The organism is Limnoraphis robusta BA-68 BA1 (assembly GCF_034932365.1).
Lineage (GTDB): Bacteria > Cyanobacteriota > Cyanobacteriia > Cyanobacteriales > Microcoleaceae > Capilliphycus > Capilliphycus robustus.
Genome location: NZ_JAYGHR010000026.1, coordinates 14,325 through 37,983 on the forward strand (window position 1 = coordinate 14,325; position 23,659 = coordinate 37,983).

Below are 23,659 nucleotides of genomic sequence, written 5' to 3' on the forward strand. Positions count from 1 at the left end.
GTTTTCTGTAGATGCAAGCTGTACCTGATATAGCAGAAGTCAGGAGACAGGAGACAGGAGACAGAATTGAAACCTTTATCATAAAAGGATTTGACAGAAAAACAGTGTGCTAATCAAAGGCTTCGACTGCTATACAATTTAACAGGGCTATCTTCGGGGGAATTGTGTTTAATGAATAAACGATAAATCAATTCGCCCAAAGTTACTGGTTAAAGCAATATTCAAATTTTCTAGAACTTTAATTAACCAGAGAACCGCATCTTGGGAACTTGATTCGTAATGGTTGAAAAGAATCGAAAATCGCTTTTCTAAATAGGGTCTAACTTTCCGACAAATCAGAACGATTTTTAGTAGTAAACCGACGGTAAATGTCGGCCCAATATTGGAAATCAAGTCAATGAAAACAAAGTGATTGGGTTTTTGTGGACTCTCAACGACGAGAAAATTCAACATCTGGCTGCACGTTCTCAGCAGCAGAAATTCATTAAAGGGTTCATCATCGCTGTGAGGAATAATGATTTGTAACTGCTTATAGAGTTTATCGTTGAACTGACGTTTACTGTAAGCAGAACCTAAGCTGCTTGTATTGAGATACTCATAAAAATCATCTTTAAATTCTCGAAAGGTTTGGATTGAGTTAGAATGAGAGATAAAGCGTTTAGCCATGTCGCGGTAAGTATCTGATCCGTCTACTTTCCCAACATATTGTTTTAAAGCGTCAAAAAGTTCTCGGTTACTTAATAGCGTTGGGTTAGGGAGGGGAGATTTAATCTTTTTGGCATCTTCTATTGAAACCCGTGCCACTTCCAGGCGTCGCAGTTGATGCGCTGAATACCGAGATAAATCCAGTTCAAATTTGCGTTGCTTTTGAGCTTGAATATGTCGAATCATTTGCTGATGTTCATAGGAACTATAGTCACTCAGCAAACAATGAGTATATAGGTAGGGATAACGGGGTATTAGAGTTCTTAAAGGTTGCGTTAACAGAGGAGGAGAATTAAACCCCTGCGACTGACAAAGCACTTCTGCAAAGCGCTTTAAAGCCGAATATTGTTCACTCTGAGCAAACTTTTGCATGAGTTCGTTATGTCGTTTTAAACGGCGAGAGTGATTGTAACTACTGAAGGTTTTTTCGGCTAATTTATCAAACAGTTTTAGTAATTTATAAATCGCTTCTTTTCGGCTGGGTAGCGTATGCCAACCGTTGATTAAAATATAACAACAGCGATTAAGAATAAAGTTAAAATCTTCTTCGACTTCCTTATGGTTTAAGATTTTCTCTAAAGCCTGATAAATCTGGCGATCTGGATAGCCAGAACCTTCAATAAATAACAAACGAATGCGTTCAATTAACTCGGAAGGACTTTCAACTTCTACTTGTTCAATTAAGTGATCATAGAGTTGCTGTTCTTCTGGAGAAATAAACCGACTGTAACGACTGACAAACGACTTGTTCATTTGATATCACTAATCTACCCTAAATCACATTCTTTCAAAAGATGAGTTAATTCAGCTTGAAAGAAACCTCTGAGTTGAAGCGAGATATTTTCCTCGCTGAATGCAACGCTTACCCCAGATGAAATGTTCCTACACACCATTACAGACCATAAAACTCTAGTTTGACTAAAATTTGGGTACAAAGACAGTACAAACTAGGGTCTAAAATTGTTCAGCTTTTGTTGGCTTCTACAACACCTATAAATTTACCCAGTGCATGAGAAATTAAAAAGATCCACCTCAGACTCTATCAAGATGCCCACATTCTGAAATAATAATGGCAATCTTGAGTCAAGTTCTAAATGTTTACAGATGTTTAGCCCGATCACATTAACTCAACTCTCTCAAATTCTAGCGGTTCCTTTGCCTTTGCAGTGTGATACCCCCCAAGACGTGCAGGTGATCGGTATCACGACGGATACTCGTACACTGAAGCCTGGAGAAGCCTTTGTGGCTTTGCGTGGCGATCGCTTTGATGGTCATGGCTTTGTTGAACCTGCGATCGCTCAAGGGGCGGTTTGTGCCATTGTAGAAGCCGATTTTCCGTCTGACTCTCCCAATTTACCGCTATTGAGGGTTCAGGATACTCTAGAAGCCTATCAGACTATTGCCCGATGGTGGCGAGAACAGTTTACAATTCCCATTATTGGAGTGACGGGTTCTGTGGGGAAAACCACAACAAAAGAATTAATTGCTGCGGTTTTAAACACTCAAGGAAATGTTCATAAAACCCAAGCTAATTATAACAACGAAATTGGAGTTCCGAAAACGCTTTTACAATTGACTTCTGATCACAACTATGCTGTGATTGAAATGGCGATGCGAGCTAGAGGAGAAATTGCTTTACTGACTCAAATTACTCGTCCAACTATTGGCTTAATTACGAATGTGGGAACCGCTCATATTGGGAGATTAGGTTCAGAAGAAGCGATCGCTCAAGCTAAATGTGAATTACTCGCTGAAATGCCGAAGACGAGTATTGCTATTTTAAACCATGATAACCGTCGTTTAATCGAGACTGCGGCAACCGTTTGGTCGGGAGAAACACTAACTTATGGTTTAGAAGGGGGAGATTTACAGGGTGAATTGATTGATGAGCAAACGCTGCGAGTAGAAGGAATTAATTTACCGTTACCGTTACCCGGATCTCACAATGCGTCTAATTTTTTAGCAGCTTTAGCGGTTCTCAAAGTGATTAAAGGTCTAAATTTATCTGCTGAAGAACTCTATACCCCGCTCAAAACAGGCTTATCAGTTCAACTCCCAGAAGGACGAGCAAAACGCTATGAATTTGCGAATGATATTGTGATTTTAGATGAAACCTACAATGCGGGATTAGAGTCGATGATAGCCGCTTTGAAGTTGTTAAGACAAACACCGGGTAAACGCCATATTGCAGTATTAGGAACGATGAAAGAACTCGGAGATCGTTCAGTTGAATTTCATCAAAAAGTCGGAAAAACAGCCCAAGACCTCAATTTAGACGCACTGTTTATTTTAGCAGATGCAGAAGAAGCAGAAGCAATGGCAACGGGTGCAAAAGGGTTAGCTGTTGTAGAAATTGGGAAGATCAATTCCGAGAATATTCATCATCAAATGGCAGAAAAATTAATTCAATTTATTCAACCGGGTGATCGAATTTTGTTGAAAGCGTCTCATTCGGTTCAGTTGAATCTTGTGGTTGAAAAAATTCGAGAAACACTTGAATAAGAGTTAAAACTAGCAAAGTTCGGGGATTCCCCGAAGTGAATTCACTTCCCCCACGACTTAAACTCAACGCCGGAAGTGACTTCAGCTTTTTTATTTTGAATTTGCTTGGGTGCAGTTCATTTTGATATTCTAAAGTGAACAGAATATCAACAAATGAAGAATCGATAAGGAACAATTTATATGGCTCGTAGCCCCTATGAACTTCGAGTTGGTATTAATGAGTAATAGAAAGTCAACACTCATGTGGCGACATTCCCTTGACATCTCATAATTTTTACGCCAAATTGGAGCTATCACTCCCTCAGTCAGCGATATTGATCTAATTTGGACTAATCTCGTCTATTCAACTCTGTGCATCTAACCTATGAAAAAAATATTAATTCTCTCGGCTAATCCCGCAGATACAACTCGTTTGCGTTTGGATAAAGAAGTCAGGGAGATTCAACAAACCCTGAGACAATCACATCACAGAGACGAATTTCGTGTGATACCAGTGGGAGCGGTTCAGATTGATGATTTACAACAAACGCTCTATGATTATCATCCCACAATTGTACACTTTTCGGGTCATGGTTCGGGAAATAATGGGTTAATTTTAGAAGACAATTCGGGGCGAAGTGTATTGGTAAGTGAAGATGCGCTAGCCCGATTATTTAAAGCGTTTCAAACGGAAGTTGAATGTGTTTTGTTGAACGCTTGTTATAGTGAAATTCAAGCGAAAGCCATTCATCAACATATTGATTGTGTTGTGGGGATGAATCAAGCGATAGGAGACGAAGCCGCGATTAAATTTGCAGTCGGGTTTTATCGGGCGTTGGGGGCGGGAGAACCCTATGATAATTGTTTCGAGTCGGGCAGAACTTTAATAGATTTAAACGCTATTTCTGAAGTCGATAAACCTCAAATTAAATATCGAAACAGGACGAAAAATTTAGCCACGAGTTCTAATCAGGAATCTAACAAAACCATGCCATCTCCTCAAGAAAAGCCTCAATCAATCAATAAATCACAATCTATCGGCGACTTTAATTTTAGCGGTAGTAATAATTATGTTGCTCCGGCTAATGCTGGCGGTGATGTTAATATTGATCAAAGTCAGAACACGCAAACTCTCGGACAAAATCCCGAATTAGAAGCAGCATTAAATGAACTTAAAAAACTGAAACAGGAAATTGCTTCAACCAATGCACTCAACTCAATTCAGAAAAAACAGGCAGAGTTTCCTGTTGAAATGATAGAAACAGAACTCAAAAAACCTCAACCCGACAAAAGTTTAATAGATGAAGCTGTTGAAGCACTTAAAAAAGGATTAGAAGGTGTTGAAACTCTTGCCGAACCCGTGATGAAAGTTGCGGCAATTTTAGCGAAAGTTTGGATTTAATGCCCCCCAACCCCCAACTTTAGGATAGCCCCCCAACCCCCAACTTTGGGGGAGTATTAACTCAAAGCCCCCCAGCCCCCAACTTTGGGGGAGTATTAACTCAAAGTCCCCCATTTTAAAAAGTCCCCCATATTTCAACTTTAGGATAGCCCCCCTTTGTCCCCCCAAAGTTGGGGGGAATCAATCTTTTCAAAGTCCCCCAGCTATCCCCAATATTCAAAGTCCCCCAGAATTGGGGGATTTAGGGGGCTGATATTTAGGTTGAACAATAAACTGTATATCTGGAGTAAGTTATGAGTGAAGAAACTAACGATAAATATTTATCTAATCAGAGTCAGGGTATTGGAAATAAGAATGTTTCGGGAGATGACAATGCCATAGCATCAGTGAATGCGATGGGTAATGCAAATATTAATCAATCTCGTATCATTACCATCTACAACTATCATTATCAACAACAAACCGTTACGGAACTCACCGAAGATAATACAGAGGATAACTTAATCTGTCCCTATCAAGGATTGTATCATTTTAGTTACGAGAATTCAGAATACTTCTTTGGGCGGGAAGTCTTTGTCGAAGAACTCTTTCAATATACCGAAACCCGCAATTTTATTCCGGTGTTGGGTGCGTCTGGAAGCGGGAAATCCTCGGTAATTTTGGCGGGATTAGTGCCGAAATTGGTTCAAGCTGGAAATTGGCAATTTACCCATTTTCGACCGGGAAATGACCCGTTTCACGCACTCGCTCAAGCATTAGTTCCGCTCTATGAACCCGATCTTGATAAAACAGACGGCATTGCACAAGCTCGTAAATTAGCGGGATATTTTCAAGATAATACGGTTCCTTTATCTGATGTTTTTTCAACCATTCAACGCAATCATCCCCATAACAGAATTTTACTGATAGCCGACCAATTTGAGGAACTTTACACCCTTTGTAACGATGAAAAAATCCGACGTCAATTTCTCGATACACTTTTAAATACTTTTAAATCTTTCGCCGAACAATCTTCTTTATCAACCGTATTAGTCGGCACCATGCGGGCAGATTTTCTCGGAAATGCGCTTTCTTATCGACCTTTAGCTGATGTCTTGCAAAAAGGTAATATTATGCTGGGGCCGATGAACGAAACCGAACTCCGAGATAGTATTGAAAAACCCGCCCAAAAATTAGGGGTGAGTTTTGAAAGCGGACTGGTTGAACGCATTCTCGATGATGTGGATAAACAACCGGGAAATTTACCCTTATTAGAATTTGCCCTCACCGAACTCTGGAAAGAACGAAAGGGTAAACAGTTAACCCATAAAGCTTATGAAAACATTGGGGAAGTTTCCGGCGCCTTAACTCGCTACGCTGACGACAAATTTAGTAAACTCAATGAACAGGAAAAAGAACAAGTTCGGCGAATCTTTGTGCAGTTAGTTCGTCCAGGTGCGGGAACCGAAGACACCCGACGAGTCGCCACCAAAGCCGAATTAAACGACAGCAATTGGGATTTAGTTAAAAAATTAGCAGATTCGCGGTTAGTTGTCACCAGTCGGACTGTTATTACCCGTGAAATAACAGACCATTCCCAACCGCAACCGGACAATATAAAAGAACAGGAAACCGTCGAAGTCGTCCACGAAGCATTAATTAGAAACTGGGGTCAACTCAGACAATGGATGGAAACCGACCGAGAATTTAGAACCTGGCAAGAACGACTGCGGGCTTCTATGGGTTATTGGCAGGAAAAAAACCGAGATAACGGACTATTATTGCGGGGGGCGGCACTGAGTCAAGCAGAGGAACAACTTGAAAAACGGGGCGATGAACTGTCTCCAGACGAACGAGAATTTATTGAAAAAAGTCGGCAATATAAACAACGTAAACGTCAGCGTAATATTTGCTTTTTGACCGCAAGTTTTGTGGCAATTTCTGGAGTGGCAGCAGTAGCAGTATGGCAGTGGAACCAAGCAGTTATTGGGAAAAACAATGCTAATTTCAGAGCGGAAATAGTAACCTTAGAATCTCGCTTCAATTCTAGCTTGTCAGTGCAGATGAAGGCTATCGAAATCGGTCGTAAGCTACAACGGGCAAAGACAGCAACGACAGATATCCAGATACAAGGTGCAGACTTGCTGCGACAAATTGTGGACTGGTCGGGACATAAAGAAATCAACAGCTTGGAGGGGCATGAGAATTCTGTCAGGGGTGTGGCATTTAGCCCGAATGGGGATATGATTGCCTCTGCGAGTTGGGACAATACCGTGAAACTGTGGAAGCCCGATGGCACTTTAGTGACTACTTTGCAGGGGCATGAGAGTTATGTCAACGGTGTGGCATTTAGCCCGAAAGGGGATTTGATTGCCTCTGCGGGTGGTGACAACACCGTGAAACTGTGGAAGCCCGATGGCATCTTGGTGAAGACTTTGCAGGGGCATGAGGATGTTGTCTGGGGTGTGGCATTTAGCCCGAAAGGGGATATGATTGCCTCTGCGAGTTGGGACAAGACCGTGAAACTGTGGACACCCGAGGGCACTTTGGTGAAGACTTTGCCGGGGCATGAGAGAGTTGTCTCGGATGTGGCATTCAGCCCGAATGGGGATATGATTGCCTCTGCGAGTTATGACAATACCGTGAAACTGTGGAAGCCCGAGGGCATCTTGGTGAAGACTTTGGAGGGGCATGAGAATACTGTCTGGGGTGTGGCATTTAGCCCGAATGGGGATATGATTGCCTCTGCGAGTGGGGACAAGAAGGTGTTACTGTGGAAGCCCGATGGCACTTTAGTTAAGACTTTAGAGGGGCATAAGAGTGGTGTCAACGCTGTGGCATTTAGCCCGAAAGGGGATATGATTGCCTCTGGGAGTGGGGACAAGAAGGTGTTACTGTGGAAGTCCGATGGCACTTTAGTTAAGACTTTAGAGGGGCATGAGGATGGTGTCAGCGCTGTGGCATTTAGCCCGAATGGGGATATGATTGCATCTGCGGGTTCTGACAAGACGGTGAAATTGTGGAAACCTGATGGCACTTTGGTGAAGACTTTGGAGGGGCATAAGAGTGCTGTCAACGCTGTGGCATTTAGCCCGAATGGGGATATGATTGCATCTGCGGGTGGTGACAAGACGGTGAAACTGTGGAAGCCCGAGGGCATCTTGGTGAAGACTTTGCAGGGGCATGAGAGTTTTGTCAGCGCTGTGGCATTTAGCCCGAATGGGGATATGATTGCATCTGCGAGTGCTGACAAGACGGTGAAACTGTGGAAGCCCGAGGGCATCTTGGTGAAGACTTTGCAGGGGCATGAGAGTTATGTCTACGCTGTGGCATTTAGCCCGAATGGGGAAATGATTGCCTCTGCGAGTGCTGACAAGACGGTGAAACTGTGGAACTTTAACCGAGATGAACTCCTCGCCCACGCTTGCGGTTGGATGAGTGACTACCTGAAGAATAACCCCAACCTCGAAGAAAAGGAACGAAATATTTGTGGTGAAATTGAACCTTCGGCAACGTCTTTGTTTTTGCAGGGTGAACATCAAGCCGCACAGGGTAAAATTGATGAAGCGGTTCCTAAGTTTCAACAAGCTGTTAAACTTGACCCGAAGTATAGTTTAGATTGGGCAGCAGCGAGTTTAGTGAGGATTGGAAAGCAATTCATAGGAGTTGATGAACGTGGTCAACCGATTTTAAAATTTGAAGAAGCAATTGCAGCTTTTAATCAAGCTCAAAAATTGGATTCTAATATTGAAATTACAGCTTCGGATTGGAATGAACTGTGTTGGGAAGGAAGCGTTAATAAACAGGCGGAGAAAGTTATGTTTGCTTGTGAGAATGCTGTTCAACTCGCGCCTAAAAATGGATGGATTTATAATAGTCGGGGTTTAGCCCGTGCGTTAACGGGTAATGTTGATGGGGCTATTGAGGATTTTGAAATGTTCGTTCAGTCGGCGGGAAATGAGGAGGAAAAAGCACAGCGAAAAGGTTGGATAGAGTCTCTAAAAAAGGGTGAAAATCCGTTTACTGATGAGGTGTTGAAGGGGTTGCGTTAACCTTTCGCTCACCAGGGAATTAATTCCCCGGCTAATAATTCAAGTCGGTTCAAACCGACTCAGCGTTAATTGTTAGTCCTCTTGAGAGGACTTTAGTTATTAGACAGAGATTTTAATCTCTGGCTTATCACCAGGCTTATCACTTTTTCCCTCTCCTCGTAGGAGAGGGTAGGGAGAGGTAGGAGAGGGTTAGGGAGAGGTGGCGAGGGGAGTTAATTGTTAGTCCCATGCGGGAGTTTAATCAATTTTATCAATGTATTCCCGCCAATATTTTATCTTTCCCTGTTCTAGCGCGAAAATAATCGCATCTTCTGCATAGGAATGTTCACCTGTTTGGCGGTTCACCTCGCTCCAACTCCATTCTATAGCCGCTTGATTTTCGTTTTCGATAATCCGATGAATTTCAATCTGAACGACTGAATTAGACGTGAAAAAATCTTCAGCCGCTTGCTGAACTTGTTGTTTTCCCTGGAGGCGAGAAGATGAGACAATAAATAAACAATCTTCGGCAAAGTCAGCAATAATTTTGTTAATATCACCTGTTAACCAAGCTTGTCGCTGTCTCTGGACTAAATCTTGAATTGGAGAAGAATTTGACATGAATTGAATTTGAGTAAATTCATCCAAAGTAGCCGAATTGAACGATAAAAAATGGAGGGGTTCAGCCTGAGCCGAACTGACTCCAACTTCGATCATAAAAATGAGCAAAATTATGAATCTAATTGTTGGTTTTTTCAGGTTTGATCCCTCGTAATAAACCAAATTTTATCAATCCTCGTTCATAACCTTGACTCATTAATCCCAAAGACAAAGCCGCTTGAATCGTCGTCCATCCCGATGACAATAAACCCAAAATTGATTTGAAATCAAAAGCAGAATCAATCACAATATTCCAAAAAGGAGCAACTGCTTTTGACCAGTCTGCTGTGTGAATATTATCAAAGCCAACTTTAACCGCCATCGCCTCATATTCAGGTAAAGAAATAACGTAGGGTAAGGCATAAACCCGATAAATTTCTGCTAAATGTTTGCGTTCATCATCGGTGAGTTCGGGAGCAGTCGGGCTAACAGGACGATGACACCAAGTTGCCATCAAAAATAATCCCCCTGGCTTTAAAACTCGGTAACATTCGCGTAGAAATTGTTGCTTATTCGGCATATGTTCGCCGCTTTCGAGTGACCAAAGCAAATCAAAAGAATCATCCTCAAAGGGCATTTCTAACGCATTGGCGACTTGAAAATTAACCTGTTGACCCAATTGGGCATTTTGGGCGCGTTCAGTGGCTCTATTGGCTTGTACGGGGCTAAGGGTAATTCCTGTGGCTTCGGCTTGGAACTTCTCCGCCAAATATAGAGTGCTACCCCCAATGCCACAACCAACATCTAATATTTTGGAAAATTGCGATGGCTCTGAAAAACCCATCCCCCAGCGCAGAAATTCCTCAATCAAATCAATTTGGGCTTGGCGTCGCTCTTTGCTGAGGTTGCCTTCCGGGCCATAGTAGCCGTGGTGCATATGTTCACCCCAAACCTCTTCCCACAGAGTCGAGGAAGCATCGTAGAATTGTTGAATCTGTTGATAAAGTGTTGAGGTCATCACAGCGATGTTTGTATTTTACTGACAGTCTATTATTAACCGATCTGTTGCGACTTGCCACTCTTGTCGCCATAAACCATCTTGAGTTGGAGGCACGATTATACTAATTTCTTTAAAATGTTTTCAGATTCAGATCCGGAAATCCTTGAGAGAATCAATCTCAAGTCTAAACTCTAAAATCGAGAAAAAATGACTATCTCTAGAACAATTTGCTTAGGCTTCTTGGCTGTGATTACAGCCGGAACCCTGTTGCTGTTAATGCCATTTTCCTATGGTGATGAAGCCATTTTTAGAAATCCGATTGCTACTGTTGTGACCGCCTTATTTACAGCAACATCAGCCGTTTGTGTTACGGGTTTGTCTGTTGTCAACGTAGGAGAATACTATTCCTTTTGGGGACAGTTTATTATGCTCCTTCTCGTAGAAGTCGGAGGTTTAGGTTATATGACCGCCACGACAATTTTATTGCTACTGATCGGGCGGAAGTTTGGTTTAAGAGATAAATTAGCTTTGCAACAAACCTTAGATACAAGTGGACTGGGCGGTGTCGTCTCTCTCGTTCAATCGATTATTGCGACAACCATTTTATTTCAGTTGACGGGGGTTTTATTGCTGTTGATAGTTTTTGTCCCAGACTATGGATTGAATCAAGGACTCTGGCTGTCTATTTTTCATAGTGTTAATGGCTTCAATAATGCGGGGTTTAGTCTGTTTGCAGATAGCTTAATACAATATGTAACTTCTCCCCTGTTGAATCTAACATTAACAGGTCTGATCATCTTTGGAGGATTAGGCTATCAGGTGATTATCGAGTTGTATTTGTGGATGCGAGAACGTTTATCTCGTAATCGTTGTCACCGGGAGTTTTCACTCCATTTTAAAATCGTCACCACGACCAACTTGTTTCTATTAATTGTAGGAACGGTTTTGATTTTTAGTGTAGAATTTCAGAATGTTGATACACTTGAAACTCTAACTTTCCCCCAAAAGATTATGACGGCTTGGTTTCAATCTGTCACGACTCGCACAGCAGGTTTTAACACCATTGATATTGGTAGTATGACGGCCGCAGGATTATTTGTCACCAATATTTTAATGTTTATTGGTGCGAGTCCTGGAAGTACAGGAGGGGGGATCAAAACAACAACGGCTAGAATTTTGCTGAGATGTACGAGGGCGACGCTACAAGGTCGCGATGAAGTCTTGTGTTATCAACGTAAAATTCCAGCACCTTTGATTTTGAAAGCTGTATCTGTTTTAGTGGGTTCAAGTATTGTGGTTTTTGTCTCAACCCTTTTAGTGAGTTTGTTTCAATCCAGCTTGGAATTTGAGCAGATATTATTTGAAATTGTTTCTGCATTTGCTACGGTGGGATTATCAACAGGAATTACCGGGAGTCTATCCCTTCCTTCTCAATTGGTTGTGATTGCTACAATGTATATTGGTAGAGTGGGAGTGTTGTTATTAATGCTGGCGATTGTTGGAGATCCAAAACCCACTTCAGTTGAATATCCCGAGGAAAATCTTTTAGTAGGTTAGAACCATGAGTTTATCATCTTTAAACTTTTTACGAAATTTCCGCACTGAAAAACAGCAATTTGCGGTGATTGGAATGGGTCGTTTTGGTCGTGCTGTTGCTTCAACCCTTCATAGTGCGGGTTATGAAGTTTTAGCCGTTGATCGTGATGAAAGAAGAGTTAGTCAAGCTTTAAGTAATCGCATCGCCGCCCACGCCATTCAACTTGATTCAACTGAACCCAGTGCGTTGAAAGAAGCCGGAATTCTTGAGTTTAATACCGTGATTGTCGGAATTGGGAATTATTTAGCAGAAAGCATTACAACCACCCTCAATCTAAAGGAAGCGGGCGTGGGTTGTGTTGTCGCTAAAGCCTCTTCAGAAACTCACATGAAAATCCTCAAAAAAGTTGGGGCGGATCATGTTGTTTTTCCGGAACGCGAAATGGGATGTCAACTGGCTCGACTCCTAACTAAACCGCGAATTTTAGATCAGTTTGAACTCGATTCCAACTACAGTATTGTAGAGATGCTTGTTCCCAAAGAATTTGATGGCAAAACCATCGCTGAGTTAGAATTACGGAGTAAATATGGTTTGACGTTACTGGTGATTCGGGATGAAAAAGATAAACTAGAAGTCAATCCCCTCCCCAACCGACGCTTGAAAAAAGAAACTGTTATTGTGGTACTCGGTTCAAACGATGATATCAATCGTTTAATTGATCAAACCTAAGCTTAAAGTTGCTCAGAATAAAGCAATTGATAGCATTCCTCAGACATCTCGAAATTCGCAGTCACATTCTGTACATCATCAAGATCATCTAAAGCATCCATTAATTTCATTAGCGATCGCGCTTGATCAAGATCATTAACTTCAATGGTATTGTTGGGAATCCACCGCAGTTCGGCTTGAACAATTTTAAACCCTTTTTGTTGCATGACTTGATTGAGCCATTCTAAATTCTTCGTCTCAGTAAACACCTCCGCCCCTTCTGTCTCATCGACGGGGGTTAACTCATAAGACTCCGCTTCTCCCTCGACTGAGGCTTCCAGCAGTTTTTCTTCGTCAATTGGCCCGGCGAGTGTGACCACTGCTTTTTGATCAAACATCCAACTGACACACCCCGTCTCTCCTAAATTTCCGCCATTTTTGTTAAAAGCGGTTCGTAGATCTGCGGCGGTACGATTGCGGTTGTCGGTGAGTCCTTCGATTAAAATCGCCACCCCTCCCACACCATAGCCTTCATAGCGAATCGCTTCCAATTGTGAATCGGCTTCAAAGGTTCCTGTCCCTTTGGCGATCGCCCGATCAATGTTATCGTTGGGGATACCTGCGGCTTTCGCCTTTTCGATAGCGGTTCTCAGTTGAAAGTTGGCCGCCGGATCAGGGCCACCCATACGAGCCGCAACAATGATTTCCCGTGAGACTTTTGTAAAAACTTTACCCTTTACCGCATCAACTCGGGCTTTTTGGCGTTTGATATTCGCCCACTTACTATGTCCTGCCATACCTTCAGACCAACAAAGCGATCGATGACTTCAACTCGTCAATATTGTAACCTGTTGAGTGATTTTAGCAATGTTCTGGCTGACTTGCAGGTGAATTGATCCTCCCTCAACCCGAACAATCACTCATTTTGAGCCAATAAACAGGGGATTCTCATCACAAATTCTGTCCCCCGTTCTAAATCAGAAAAACATTCTAATTTGCCTCGATGTTCCTCGACAACTAAATGATAAGCAATCGATAAACCCAAGCTCGTTTCTTGGTTATTTTTTCCCTTTAATAACGGTTGAAATACCTTCTGACATTCTTCCAAGGTCATACCCGGACTGTTATCATAAATTGAAATCGAAACCTGGTTTTCATCTAAGTATTGAGTCCTAACTCTAATCAACGGAGACTCGCTCATCTGTCTTTGAAGTAAAGCGGTTTCGATGCGTTCAATCCCAAAGGTAATCAAGTAGAGAAACACTTGATTTAGCTGACTCGCATAACATTGAACTCGGGGTAAATCACCATAGTCTTTCACCAGTTCAATACTCGAACGTCCGCCTTTCGCTTGTAGGCGATTTTGTAAAATCATTAAAACACTGTCGAGTCCTTCATGCAAATCAACAGTCTTGACTTGAGTTTCATTAACATGAGTAAATAAACGTAGCGATCGCACGACATCTCGAATCCGTTCAGCCCCTAATTTCATCGATTCTAATAACTGCGGTAAATCTTGCTTGATAAAACTCAAATCAATCTCTTCTAAACTCGCTTCAATATCCGACGTGGGCTGTGGATAATTAAGCTGATAAAGTTCTAATAAACTCATCACTTCTTGCAGATAATTTTGAGCATGAGACAGATTCCCAAAAATAAAGTTAACGGGATTATTCACCTCATGGGCGACTCCCGCAACTAACTGACCCAAAGATAACATTTTTTCGGTTTGAATCAGTTGAGATTGAGTTCGCTGCAATTGGATTAATGCTTCTTCTAATTCTACCCGACGACGAGCTTCTCGTTCCTCACTTTGACGCAAAGCCGCTTCCATTTGTTGACGTTGAGTAATATCTAATCCGACAAAAACGGCAGCTTTTCCCCGTTGATACTTCTGAGCAACAATCAAGTAAGTTCGCGGTAAACTTTGAACATTGGCGGTAATTTCTTTAGAATCAACCCATTTTGGGTTTTCAAAAAATTGATAAACAAATTGATTAAATTCTGGGCTGGTTTGTAAAAATCCGACTTCTCGACCGACAAATTCTTCGGCGGCTACGTTATAGGCTTGAGCGAGATGTTTATTAACGCCTAAATAACGCAAATCTGAACCAATCCAAGAAACTAACCCTGGTACTGCATTTAACACCGCTTCGAGTTGATCGCGAGAAGCTGTGATGGCTGAATGAGCGGCTTTCTGAGTGCGAATATCCCGGACTAACCAACAAATAAGCGGTAATTCTATATCTTCAAGTTGAATATTTTCCTCCGTAGAGTCAGGATCTAAATAACTCTCACTGACTTCAACGGGTATAATTTGCTTATTTTTTTTCTGATGACAAGACTGAAATCTTAAATATCCTTTTTGCTTAACTTGATGATAATGTTCTTGCCAGACGACTGGACAGAGATCGGGGTCGATGTCGTGAATTTTGAGTTGTAAAAGTTCAGCTTCCGAGTAACCCATCATCTGACAAGCGGCTGAATTTGCATAACAAACGTTCCCCTCTGAGGTAACATAATAAATAGCATCACCTGCGTGATTGATCGCGAGTTGAGCTTGTTTTCTATCCTGTTCTAATTGTTGGTGTTTGCTAATATTTTCGACGTGAACAATCAAACCTCCAATGGTTTGCTGATCGGTTAACCAAGATTGAACGTTAAATTTCACCCACTGACTCTGATGATCGGGTAATGTGAGTAAACATTCTAATTCCCACTGTTCGAGGCTTCCCGCTAAACAAAGCTGAACGTTTTTGTGCCAGATATCCGGTAAGCTGGGGAAAAGTTCATCGTGAGACTGTCCGATTAAATTAACACTTTTTTGACCAAAATCAGTTTGCCATTGTCTGGATACAACAATATATCGCATCTGCTGATCGAGCATGGCGACGGCGGTAGGCATATATTCTATGAACTTACAGTAATTGCTTTGTTCAGAGGAAGAGGGTTGAATAGAGGAATTCGTCTTGTATTTCGGGGTCATGGGTTGAAGCCTCATGTCTGTATTTTAGGATGTTTCAAGTTAAAATCTGGATTAATCGAGGGATACATGATCGATTACAGGATAGTTGATCGTATTTTCGGAATGTTTGTCACCGGCAGAGGCACCCTAAACTTGAGGGGTGTTACCCTTTATTGTAGAATTTAATACTTTGATAAGTCCAGAGATATTTCGGTATTTGTTGAAATTTTTAATAAAAAAAATGCTAAAAACTGTAACAATGTATGTCTGATCCAATTCACGCCTCACCTATTTAGTCACAAATATAACAAACACCCGAGCGAAAACCTTTTTCCGGATCAATCTCACCCCGATTCGGCGATCGCTCTAGAGTTGGGATAGAATAGATAGACTTTTGTTCCCAGCGATAACTCTACTGGGGGTTTTTCGGTGGCTCTTTTTTTTCTAGAATTTCAAGAGGAAAATTCTTCACACAATTTTATGGTCGTTTATCAAGTTCGGTTAGTAAATTCAGCCCAGGGTCTTGATCAGATAATCGCCGTACCCGATGATGAATATATCCTTGATATTGCAGAAGACCTTGGTATTCGTTTACCATCGGGATGTAAACAGGGAAATTGTTCGGTTTGTGTAGCCAGGCTAATTGAAGGTGAAGTCGATCAAAGTGAACAAACATTTTTGCGTCCGGCGGAAGTTGAGGCGGGATATACCGTTACTTGTGTCGCTTATCCTCGCTCTGATTGTACATTAGAAACTCATCAAGAGCAAGTTTTATATCAATCTTCTCTCTATCTTCAACCCTAAAAGCCAATTATATCCAACAAGGGAAAACGGTGACGTTTGTGGATATGTTTAGTGGTTCAAATCGTCTGACGGAAGATGATATTACCCCTCCTCCCGGCGATGGTGGAGTTCACCCCACAGTAGAAGGTTATGAAAAAATTGCTCAGTTTTGGTTTGATGCACTGCTGGGGCGTCTCGGTAGCGTTGAACCCTTGAGTGATGTTAATAATGCCACTGGAACAGATTTTAATGATGTAATTGTTGGAAGTTCTACTAATAATGTAATTGTTGGTGGCAGAGGTAATGATCTGATCACAGGTGGCGGTGGTGCTGATTTATTTTCCTATGCGACATCGGATGCAGGAGTTGATATTATTACCGATTTTGATGGGACTCAAGGCGATATTATTGGCATCTCGGCGGCGAATTTTGGCGGGGGTTTAGTTGGGGGAACTTCTTTGAGTACGACGGCTTCTGCAACGGGAAGTTTGGTTGCTAGTGGCGCCCCGACTCCGGTGGGGACGAACGCTAATTTCCTCTACAATACCTTATCAGGAGTGTTGAGTTTTGATGTTGATGGTGCGGGTTCTCAAACTGCGGTTGAATTAGTTAGACTGACTGGCGCACCCCAGTTAGGCGCGAGTCAGTTTTTGATTGCTTAGTTTTGAGATCAAAATCCTTTAGGGGTGCTGAAGTTGGCGCCCCTAATTAAACGGGTTTTGCCGTGACAAGAACCCAAAATGTTGCGAGTAGAGTTAAGATGATTGCATTTAAACAAAAACGCCAAATATTTTTATGCCAATTTTTAGGAATCATACTATCACAAAAGTTAAAATTGATTCACCCAATCTGACCCAATTCTCAAGGTAAAGTCAGAACCGATTTCACCTGTAGAAGAGGCTTCTATTTCACCCCAACCCAACTTATTTTTTAAGGCTTCTGCACTCGACAGGTTGCCCCGTTGTACGATAATCTGGGTCTGACGTTGTTTATTCGGCCAGTCGGGAACAATATAAACATTATAATACCCTTGATTGGCTAAAGTATCTGCTATTTTTTCGGCGACTTGGGAGTTACCGGAAGCATTTTGAATGGCTATTTTCAGGTCAAGGGGTAAAGGTTCTGATTCAAATTGTGTGTCTAAATCTTGTTGAAAATATTCGGCTAAAATGCGATCGCGTCCGATTTCATCAATCACCCAATAACTGCTATAGGTTTCCTCGGCTGTGCTACTGCGTCCGGGTAATGTTACCATTTTAAATTGTTGAGATTCTAGATTCAAGCCAAAATTAACTAAACTGAGAATTTCATTAAAACTTAAATCAGTATCGATGTATTTTTGCATGACCCGAATCATTTGCGGTAAACGGGGTAATATATTGGGATTTTGTAATCGTTCTTGGATGGCTTGTATTAAGGCTTGTTGTCGTTGAATGCGTCCAATATCGCCATAAGCATCACTGCGATAACGGGCAAATTGATCGGCTTGTTCACCATTAATCGTTTGCCATCCGGGAGATAAATCGATTTTCAACTGTTGGGTATTGTCAATATAAGACATGGGATGGGGAATCAATACATCCACTCCGCCTAATAAGTCTACTAACTCTTTAAACGCACCGCTACTGACGCGCACATAGCGATGAATGGGAATTTGATTGAGAGTATTATGAACGGTTTTTCTCGCTAATTCTGTTCCGCCCCAATAGTTGGCTTCGTTAATTTTTCCTCGGCCAAAACCGGGTATTTCAACTTCGGTATCACGGGGAATTGACAGGGAACTAATAGACGATGTTTTGGGATCAAATTGTACTAATAATATTGTATCGCTGCGTCCTTGAAAACTCTCTAAGGAGTTGGCTTCTGTGTCTTCTGTGCGATCAATTCCCATCACTAATATATTAACGGGGCGAGTCAGTTTGTAGCCAAAGCGATCGCGCCAAAATTCGTTGAGGACGTTGGAAGCGGGATCGGGTGTGTTTTCGTCTGTGGGTAAAAACGCTGCTGTTATTGCGCCTAATATCGCCGATAGCAAAGCCGCAAGGACGATAACAACCCCCCACGACATTCGACGGGGAGAGGTAGACTCTGAAGCTGAGGAAGGGGGAAAAGTCATAACAGGCGCAACTTGTTAACAGTTTACAGTTTACAGTTTATGTTAGTAGAGATCTTTCTAGGGGCGGGTTTCTCAAAGTTGCTTGTGGGATGGCGTAAGCCTATATGAACCCGCCCTAATCTCTGCACTTTACAGTTTACAGTCAACAGTAACCTGTGAACAGTTATTTCTGGGATGAATAAATCTATGTGAACCTGCCTCAACTTTTAACTAACAGCTTGTTACGGGTTCAATAAATTTAGAATTAGCCCGCACAAAAAACGCTGCACCTTGATAAGTGATCACTAACCAAGGTTTACCGACTTGATCATATTTCAGGGGATGATAATAGTCGGGATGAGGTGAAAAAGTTGTTCCGGGTAGCAAACTCATATCTATATTATAATCAAAACCTGGTCCACTTCTAGCGTTTAATTTTTTGCTGGTTATGACTCGCCATTCTAACCAATTTCCTTCAAGAAAATCTCCTGAATTATTCATCAGAGGCGGTTGAGGAACAGGGGCTTTTTTTGAACTGGCGAGGCTTTCTAATTCCGTGATCGCTGTTTCTAATTTTAACTGGGTTATCTCACCAACTACTCCATCAATTGGAAGTCCGTTTTCAGCTTGAAAGGCTTTGACTGCATTTTCTAACTGACTGTTAAAGGGTAATCCGAATCGACCGACATTATACCCTAATCGTTCTAATTGTTGTTGTATGTTTTTGACATTAGGGTTTGATTCACCGATTTTTAATAGCATTGTCAATCCTCAAAATAACAGTTAAATCTCAATAGCATTGTCAATCCTCATAAAATCATTTCTACAGAACCTCCTGATAGTGCCTAAGAAACCGGGTTTCTTGTTGCTGATCTTGAATAATGTTGAAATTCGGTTCAGAAACCAAGTTCCTGGGTCAATCGCATATAATAAAAATAGGCCTCGCAGCTAACCGTTGATAACAGATGTTTCAAATTGGGGTGAATACCATCAGGATATTTTGAAAATTAATTGATGAACTGAGGATGAAAAAATTATGGATAGACGCCAATTTTTCAAGGTTTTAGGACTTTTTGGAACCAGTGCGATCGCGACTTGGGGAAGTCACGGTTGGCTTGCTAAAAGCCTCGCCATCCCTCCTAAGCCTAAACGTTTAGTTGTGATTTTTTTGCGAGGGGGAATTGATGGGTTAAATGTAGTGGTTCCCTATGGTGAAACGGATTATTATGAAGCCAGACCAACTTTAGCGATTCCGCAGCCGGGAAAGGAAAAAGGGGCGTTAGATTTAGATGGAAATTTTGGTTTACATCCGGCTTTATCTCCGCTTATTCCCTATTGGAAAGAAGGAACATTAGGCTTTGTTCATGCTTGTGGTTCAACCGATGAAACTCGTTCTCATTTTGATGCTCAAAAATACATGGAGTCGGGTACACCGGGAGACAAAAAAACTTTAGAAGGTTGGATGAATCGAATGTTAGGAGTTTTACCGGGAAATACTCCGGTAGAAGCGGTCAGTGTGGGTTCAAATATCCCTCTCATTTTAACAGGTAAAGAGTCCGCTAGCAATATTTCTTTCCAGGGAAATGCGGCTCGAAAACTTCCGATTGATCAAGATAAGATTCAGTCAGCTTTTGATCAACTATATTCAAACAATGATCCGCTTAGTTTAGCTTACCAAGAAGGTCGCGCCGCCCGTACTACTTTATTAAAACAACTAGAAGCCGAAATGGAAGAAGCCAATAATGGCGCACCTCTTCCGAAAGGTTTTGCCGGAGAAACTCGACAATTAGCGAGTTTAATGGTACGAGATCCCAGTATTCAATTAGCGTTTATGGATGTTGGCGGTTGGGATACTCATGCTAACCAAGGTTCGAGTCAAGGTCAACTCGCAAATCGCTTAAAAAATTTAGGGGAAGGTTTAGTAACATTGGTGGATAGACTGGGGGAAATTTATGCAGATACGACAATTTTAGTTCTCTCAGAATTTGGTCGAACTGTTGCAGAAAATGGCAATCAAGGCACCGATCACGGACGAGGAAATGTGATGTGGATTTTCGGCGGTTCTCTGCGGGGAGGTCAAGTTTATGGTCAATGGCCGGGCTTATCCAAGTCCGAACGTTATGAAGGTCGAGATTTAGCGATTACAACGGATTTTCGCTCAGTGGTTTCTACTGTTTTATTGAGTCAGTTTGGGGTCAAAGAAAACCAAGTTTCAGGTATTTTTCCCGGCTATCAACCTAAACAAACGCTGTCTTTATTTGCTTGAGGTTTGCCGTTAATGCTAAACTCGGTTTAACAAGTGCGGGAACAATTCGCGCCGCAGCCATTCTCGCTCCTGCTAAATTTCGGGCGACAGGGCCGACTTGTAAAGCGGCTAATCCTCCCATTACAAATAATTCACATCCCGGAATGCGTAAATGTTGATCTAAAACCGGCAAACCGTCTAGGATTTCTGTGGGGTAAACTTGCAAAATATCCTGTAATAATGGATGCTGACGTGCATCGAGTTGGGTTCCCGTTGCTAATATAATCCGATCAAAAGTAAGTGCCTCTTGGCGATCGCATTCAACCTGCCAATTGTTATCCCAAATTGCCGCTTTCACCTGACAATTTTCCAACAGAATTAATTTTCCTTGACGGATTGCCCGTCTAAGTTGTATCATCAAAGCGGGAGTAATGGAACCGCCATCTCGCGCCCGTTGAATCATCCGCGATCGCACTTGCCAAGAAGACTCCGCCTCAAACGCTTTGAGATACTTCGGCCCCAACCAACCTGGGTCAGCATCAAACAGTTTCTCTCGCAACTGGCGGCGCACCATTAACGTCACCGTTGCCCCTCGCGCCACCATCCCCAAAGCCAAGTGACCACTGGTTAAACCACCCCCGACGATCAGAATCTGTTCTCCGGCTGGATGAAGCGATCGCAAATCAATCTGTTGACTGTGAGCCTACATCCCATTTCCTCTTATTTTGCCGTACATCCCATACACAAAAGCAGTTTGAGGCTTTCCCGACTTTCTACATTATTAATGGGTTCACCTGTGAGTTAACCAACAGGGTTTGAATTAATTGCTCTGAGGGTTCCCCAATATTGTTTTTTGTCACCAGAATTTCACCATTGATTTCACCGTCAACATGGGGCTAGGGGTAAGTATATTAATTCATCTAACAACCCTTGCTCTTTAATTAATTTTGTATTCTAAAACCTTTATTCAAAAAAGGGTGCAATGGGTGCAAAGTCTTTCTGTGCCTATGTTTCAATGGGTGCAGCAATATGTGTAGAGCGCTCATTAAAGGGTGCAATGGGTGCAACAACAAAAAACACCCCTCAAGAGAAGGGTGCTTAACCTCTATGCTTAACTTTTAATTTTTCTACTGTCTCAGCTCTACTGTCTCTCTAACTAACTGGTCTGTTGCCTCATCATTCAGAAAGGAGATAGGTAGGGGTTGAATCAGTCGGTAATGTGGGACTGAAAAATAACCTGTTGCTGATTGCTTGAGTTGACCGGATGAGATAAAACTTGCATCTACCAACTCCCTTAACAGTTTCTTGGTTGAGCTGGCTGACTCACCCCGATTGAGAACGTCTTTGAGAAGGAATGGGCGATCGCTAAACTTTTTCTGAATCATCACCAACAATCCGAAGGCGGCGTAACTTAAATCTTTCAACATGGCCAATGATATTTTAGTCTAGTCTATCTGCTAGTAGGGTGTAGACACCAGTAAACAGATAGTGTAGACACCGTAGACACCCAGTAGACACCTGTATACACCTACTGTAGACACCTGTATACATCTACTGTAGACACCTGTATACATCTACTGTAGACACCTGTAGACACTTACTGTAGACACCTGTAGACACTTACTGTAGACACCTGTAGACACTTACTGTAGACACCTGTAGACACCTACTGTAGACACCTGTAGACACCTACTGTAGACACCTGTAGACACTTACTGTAGACACCTGTAGACACTTACTGTAGACACCTGTAGACACTTACTGTAGACACCTGTAGACACCTACTGTAGACACCTGTATACACCCAGTAGACACCCCAAAGTAAAACCCCTAACCATGACGGCTAGGGGTGAGTGATCATTTTACATCAATCAACGTACAGTGATATGATATAAGTAACTTTTCAGTGTACATTGATATTATGGCTAACTCTAATCCCAACACCAAGGGACTGCAAAAGGCTATGTGGCTAAACGTCCCAACGGTTGCCGTGCGAGTCCCTGAGAGATTCAAGGAAGAAATCATGGCTTTTGCTAGGCATTTAGACATGGGATATTTTGTTTGGAATGTGGATGATTGCAAAAAGATTGTCAGAGAGAATGTACGTCTTAGAACTGAACTAGAAGAAGCAAGGCTTGAGGTTGAGCAGTTGCGATCGCAAATCGCCCAAAGTAAAACCCCTAACCATGACGGCCAGGGGTGAGCATCACACCATTCCTTATTGGAGAAAGCAATTGGAAAGAACTGTTCTTAGGTTAACAGGTGGGCGATCGCATTCCAATCTGAGCTAATCCCCCAACTTTCTGGATTTTTGGGATAGTAAGGGTGCGATCGCCAAACGAGAGACTGTTGAACTGGAAATGCGATCGCATTACTCATCTGGCTCATCCTCTGGAGAGAGTAAAGAAGATGAGTGATGCTGTCCAGTAAGTATTTTTGCTTCTTCATACATTTTCAGTTCCCGCAACGCACCCTCTAGAATCCATTGGACGCAAGCACTGTTACGGGAACGTCCACTAACCTTGCAACATTTTTGGATTATGTCGTTTAACTCGTCTGACAGATTAAGTGAAAATTGTGGCATAAACCGATTAAAAACTTAAAGAGGTTGACATAAGCGTTGCATACGGTTTAGTATGTTCATCAGTTCACGAGAGCGTGAACATTGTTCATTGAAAACTGAAAACACAATAGCAACGCCATGTACACTCTATCTGAATTGTGTGAGATGACGGGATATTCTAAATCCCACCTTGGACGCCGGGATGGAAATTCGCCATTGTCCCGAGTTAAAGAAACGGTCACATGGACAGAAGTGTTCACGACCAATGAGGACACAGGTGAAGAAATGTTAACTGAGGAAGGTTACGGCTATCTGTTGGACTATTTGAGCTGTTGTGGGAAAGAAGGCACCATGAGCTATGAGGAATGGCAACGGTCAATAGCCCTGGAAAATGATCAACCCGTTGCTCTTGTCCCGGTTGAACCCTACCAGCCTGAGCTTGCACCCGTCCCAGATGCTCATCAAACCATCAACAATTTGCGATCGCAACTGACGATAATGGCTGATGAAGTCGGAGTTCAGAATAAATTGCTTGGAGCTGAACTCGCACACCGAATGTTTACTC

At 42.2% G+C, this 23,659-nt stretch carries 20 protein-coding genes; 10 read left to right on the plus strand and 10 right to left on the minus strand.

What is annotated here, in order from left to right; all coding sequences use genetic code 11:
* Positions 1-168 precede the first annotated feature (168 nt).
* Positions 169-1,458, minus strand: a complete 1,290-nt coding sequence (locus VB836_RS11250; protein WP_323219418.1) for a hypothetical protein — start codon at positions 1,456-1,458, stop codon at positions 169-171.
* Positions 1,459-1,809: 351 nt separating this feature from the next.
* Here VB836_RS11250 and VB836_RS11255 point away from each other — a divergent pair, with 351 nt between their 5' ends.
* The 3 genes from VB836_RS11255 to VB836_RS11265 all read left to right on the plus strand — a co-directional run bounded on the left by VB836_RS11255 (position 1,810) and on the right by VB836_RS11265 (position 8,619).
* Positions 1,810-3,207 carry a UDP-N-acetylmuramoyl-tripeptide--D-alanyl-D-alanine ligase gene (locus tag VB836_RS11255; RefSeq protein WP_323219419.1) on the plus strand — a complete coding sequence of 466 codons (1,398 nt, stop codon included), beginning with the start codon at positions 1,810-1,812 and terminating at the stop codon, positions 3,205-3,207.
* Between the two features lie 364 nt (positions 3,208-3,571).
* Positions 3,572-4,588, plus strand: a complete 1,017-nt coding sequence (locus tag VB836_RS11260; RefSeq protein ID WP_323219420.1) for a CHAT domain-containing protein — start codon at positions 3,572-3,574, stop codon at positions 4,586-4,588.
* Positions 4,589-4,881: 293 nt separating this feature from the next.
* Positions 4,882-8,619 carry a WD40 repeat domain-containing protein gene (locus tag VB836_RS11265; protein WP_323219421.1) on the plus strand — a complete coding sequence of 1,246 codons (3,738 nt, stop codon included), beginning with the start codon at positions 4,882-4,884 and terminating at the stop codon, positions 8,617-8,619.
* A gap of 237 nt (positions 8,620-8,856) precedes the next feature.
* Here VB836_RS11265 and VB836_RS11270 read toward each other — a convergent pair whose 3' ends face one another.
* Together VB836_RS11270 and VB836_RS11275 are read right to left on the minus strand one after the other, a co-directional pair.
* Positions 8,857-9,315 (minus strand): nuclear transport factor 2 family protein, encoded by a 459-nt coding sequence (locus VB836_RS11270; RefSeq protein WP_323219422.1) that lies wholly within the window; start codon positions 9,313-9,315, stop codon positions 8,857-8,859.
* A gap of 22 nt (positions 9,316-9,337) precedes the next feature.
* Complete coding sequence (locus VB836_RS11275) at positions 9,338-10,216, minus strand: methyltransferase domain-containing protein (RefSeq protein WP_323219423.1); 879 nt, start codon at positions 10,214-10,216, stop codon at positions 9,338-9,340.
* Positions 10,217-10,405: 189 nt separating this feature from the next.
* Between VB836_RS11275 and VB836_RS11280 the strand changes: the two genes are divergently transcribed.
* Both VB836_RS11280 and VB836_RS11285 read left to right on the plus strand, forming a co-directional pair.
* Complete coding sequence (locus tag VB836_RS11280; RefSeq protein WP_323219424.1) at positions 10,406-11,755, plus strand: TrkH family potassium uptake protein; 1,350 nt, start codon at positions 10,406-10,408, stop codon at positions 11,753-11,755.
* Positions 11,756-11,759: 4 nt separating this feature from the next.
* Positions 11,760-12,464, plus strand: a complete 705-nt coding sequence (locus tag VB836_RS11285) for a potassium channel family protein (protein ID WP_046281492.1) — start codon at positions 11,760-11,762, stop codon at positions 12,462-12,464.
* 2 nt (positions 12,465-12,466) lie between these two features.
* On the opposite strand, the gene VB836_RS11290 is transcribed toward VB836_RS11285, so the two are convergent.
* Positions 12,467-13,240, minus strand: coding sequence for a YebC/PmpR family DNA-binding transcriptional regulator (locus tag VB836_RS11290; RefSeq protein WP_049560792.1), 774 nt, complete (start codon positions 13,238-13,240; stop codon positions 12,467-12,469).
* Positions 13,241-13,359: 119 nt separating this feature from the next.
* Positions 13,360-15,429 (minus strand): PAS domain-containing sensor histidine kinase, encoded by a 2,070-nt coding sequence (locus VB836_RS11295; RefSeq protein ID WP_323219425.1) that lies wholly within the window; start codon positions 15,427-15,429, stop codon positions 13,360-13,362.
* Positions 15,430-15,888: 459 nt separating this feature from the next.
* Here VB836_RS11295 and VB836_RS11300 point away from each other — a divergent pair, with 459 nt between their 5' ends.
* Positions 15,889-16,212, plus strand: a complete 324-nt coding sequence (locus tag VB836_RS11300; RefSeq protein WP_323219434.1) for a 2Fe-2S iron-sulfur cluster-binding protein — start codon at positions 15,889-15,891, stop codon at positions 16,210-16,212.
* Positions 16,213-16,241: 29 nt separating this feature from the next.
* A complete protein-coding gene (locus VB836_RS11305) occupies positions 16,242-16,853 on the plus strand; it encodes a hypothetical protein (RefSeq protein ID WP_323219426.1) in 612 nt (203 codons plus the stop codon).
* 167 nt (positions 16,854-17,020) lie between these two features.
* On the opposite strand, the gene VB836_RS11310 is transcribed toward VB836_RS11305, so the two are convergent.
* Both VB836_RS11310 and VB836_RS11315 read right to left on the minus strand, forming a co-directional pair.
* Complete coding sequence (locus VB836_RS11310; protein WP_323219427.1) at positions 17,021-18,307, minus strand: LCP family protein; 1,287 nt, start codon at positions 18,305-18,307, stop codon at positions 17,021-17,023.
* A 210-nt stretch (positions 18,308-18,517) separates the two neighbouring features.
* Positions 18,518-19,048: a peptidoglycan-binding domain-containing protein gene (locus tag VB836_RS11315; protein WP_323219428.1), complete on the minus strand. Its 531-nt coding sequence runs from the start codon at positions 19,046-19,048 to the stop codon at positions 18,518-18,520.
* A gap of 274 nt (positions 19,049-19,322) precedes the next feature.
* Between VB836_RS11315 and VB836_RS11320 the strand changes: the two genes are divergently transcribed.
* The gene (locus VB836_RS11320) at positions 19,323-20,552 is read left to right on the plus strand and encodes a DUF1501 domain-containing protein (protein ID WP_323219429.1); all 1,230 of its coding nucleotides are present in this window, start codon (positions 19,323-19,325) and stop codon (positions 20,550-20,552) included.
* Here VB836_RS11320 and VB836_RS11325 read toward each other — a convergent pair.
* Both VB836_RS11325 and VB836_RS11330 read right to left on the minus strand, forming a co-directional pair.
* Entirely contained in the window at positions 20,524-21,213 is a 690-nt protein-coding gene (locus VB836_RS11325) for a hypothetical protein (protein ID WP_456085757.1), read from the minus strand. The two genes, VB836_RS11320 and VB836_RS11325, sit on opposite strands and share 29 nt — an antisense overlap.
* A gap of 445 nt (positions 21,214-21,658) precedes the next feature.
* Entirely contained in the window at positions 21,659-21,958 is a 300-nt protein-coding gene (locus tag VB836_RS11330) for a hypothetical protein (RefSeq protein ID WP_049560293.1), read from the minus strand.
* Between the two features lie 494 nt (positions 21,959-22,452).
* Here VB836_RS11330 and VB836_RS11335 point away from each other — a divergent pair, with 494 nt between their 5' ends.
* Positions 22,453-22,734 (plus strand): hypothetical protein, encoded by a 282-nt coding sequence (locus VB836_RS11335; RefSeq protein WP_323219430.1) that lies wholly within the window; start codon positions 22,453-22,455, stop codon positions 22,732-22,734.
* Between the two features lie 47 nt (positions 22,735-22,781).
* Here the strand turns inward: VB836_RS11335 and VB836_RS11340 are convergent, their stop codons facing one another.
* Positions 22,782-22,979: a hypothetical protein gene (locus tag VB836_RS11340; RefSeq protein WP_323219431.1), complete on the minus strand. Its 198-nt coding sequence runs from the start codon at positions 22,977-22,979 to the stop codon at positions 22,782-22,784.
* Between the two features lie 253 nt (positions 22,980-23,232).
* Between VB836_RS11340 and VB836_RS11345 the strand changes: the two genes are divergently transcribed.
* A partial coding sequence (locus VB836_RS11345; protein ID WP_323219432.1) for a hypothetical protein occupies positions 23,233-23,659 on the plus strand: 427 nt, incomplete at its 3' end.

What these genes read in the sequence shown, in the direction of transcription:
- VB836_RS11250 (WP_323219418.1), bottom strand. Translation starts at nt 1,458, where the DNA reads ATGAACAAGTCGTTTGTCAGTCGTTACAGTCGGTTTATTTCTCCAGAA.
- VB836_RS11255 (WP_323219419.1), top strand. Translation starts at nt 1,810, where the DNA reads ATGTTTAGCCCGATCACATTAACTCAACTCTCTCAAATTCTAGCGGTT.
- VB836_RS11260 (WP_323219420.1), top strand. Translation starts at nt 3,572, where the DNA reads ATGAAAAAAATATTAATTCTCTCGGCTAATCCCGCAGATACAACTCGT.
- VB836_RS11265 (WP_323219421.1), top strand. Translation starts at nt 4,882, where the DNA reads ATGAGTGAAGAAACTAACGATAAATATTTATCTAATCAGAGTCAGGGT.
- VB836_RS11270 (WP_323219422.1), bottom strand. Translation starts at nt 9,315, where the DNA reads ATGATCGAAGTTGGAGTCAGTTCGGCTCAGGCTGAACCCCTCCATTTT.
- VB836_RS11275 (WP_323219423.1), bottom strand. Translation starts at nt 10,216, where the DNA reads ATGACCTCAACACTTTATCAACAGATTCAACAATTCTACGATGCTTCC.
- VB836_RS11280 (WP_323219424.1), top strand. Translation starts at nt 10,406, where the DNA reads ATGACTATCTCTAGAACAATTTGCTTAGGCTTCTTGGCTGTGATTACA.
- VB836_RS11285 (WP_046281492.1), top strand. Translation starts at nt 11,760, where the DNA reads ATGAGTTTATCATCTTTAAACTTTTTACGAAATTTCCGCACTGAAAAA.
- VB836_RS11290 (WP_049560792.1), bottom strand. Translation starts at nt 13,240, where the DNA reads ATGGCAGGACATAGTAAGTGGGCGAATATCAAACGCCAAAAAGCCCGA.
- VB836_RS11295 (WP_323219425.1), bottom strand. Translation starts at nt 15,429, where the DNA reads ATGACCCCGAAATACAAGACGAATTCCTCTATTCAACCCTCTTCCTCT.
- VB836_RS11300 (WP_323219434.1), top strand. Translation starts at nt 15,889, where the DNA reads ATGGTCGTTTATCAAGTTCGGTTAGTAAATTCAGCCCAGGGTCTTGAT.
- VB836_RS11310 (WP_323219427.1), bottom strand. Translation starts at nt 18,307, where the DNA reads ATGACTTTTCCCCCTTCCTCAGCTTCAGAGTCTACCTCTCCCCGTCGA.
- VB836_RS11315 (WP_323219428.1), bottom strand. Translation starts at nt 19,048, where the DNA reads ATGCTATTAAAAATCGGTGAATCAAACCCTAATGTCAAAAACATACAA.
- VB836_RS11320 (WP_323219429.1), top strand. Translation starts at nt 19,323, where the DNA reads ATGGATAGACGCCAATTTTTCAAGGTTTTAGGACTTTTTGGAACCAGT.
- VB836_RS11330 (WP_049560293.1), bottom strand. Translation starts at nt 21,958, where the DNA reads ATGTTGAAAGATTTAAGTTACGCCGCCTTCGGATTGTTGGTGATGATT.
- VB836_RS11335 (WP_323219430.1), top strand. Translation starts at nt 22,453, where the DNA reads ATGGCTAACTCTAATCCCAACACCAAGGGACTGCAAAAGGCTATGTGG.
- VB836_RS11340 (WP_323219431.1), bottom strand. Translation starts at nt 22,979, where the DNA reads ATGAAGAAGCAAAAATACTTACTGGACAGCATCACTCATCTTCTTTAC.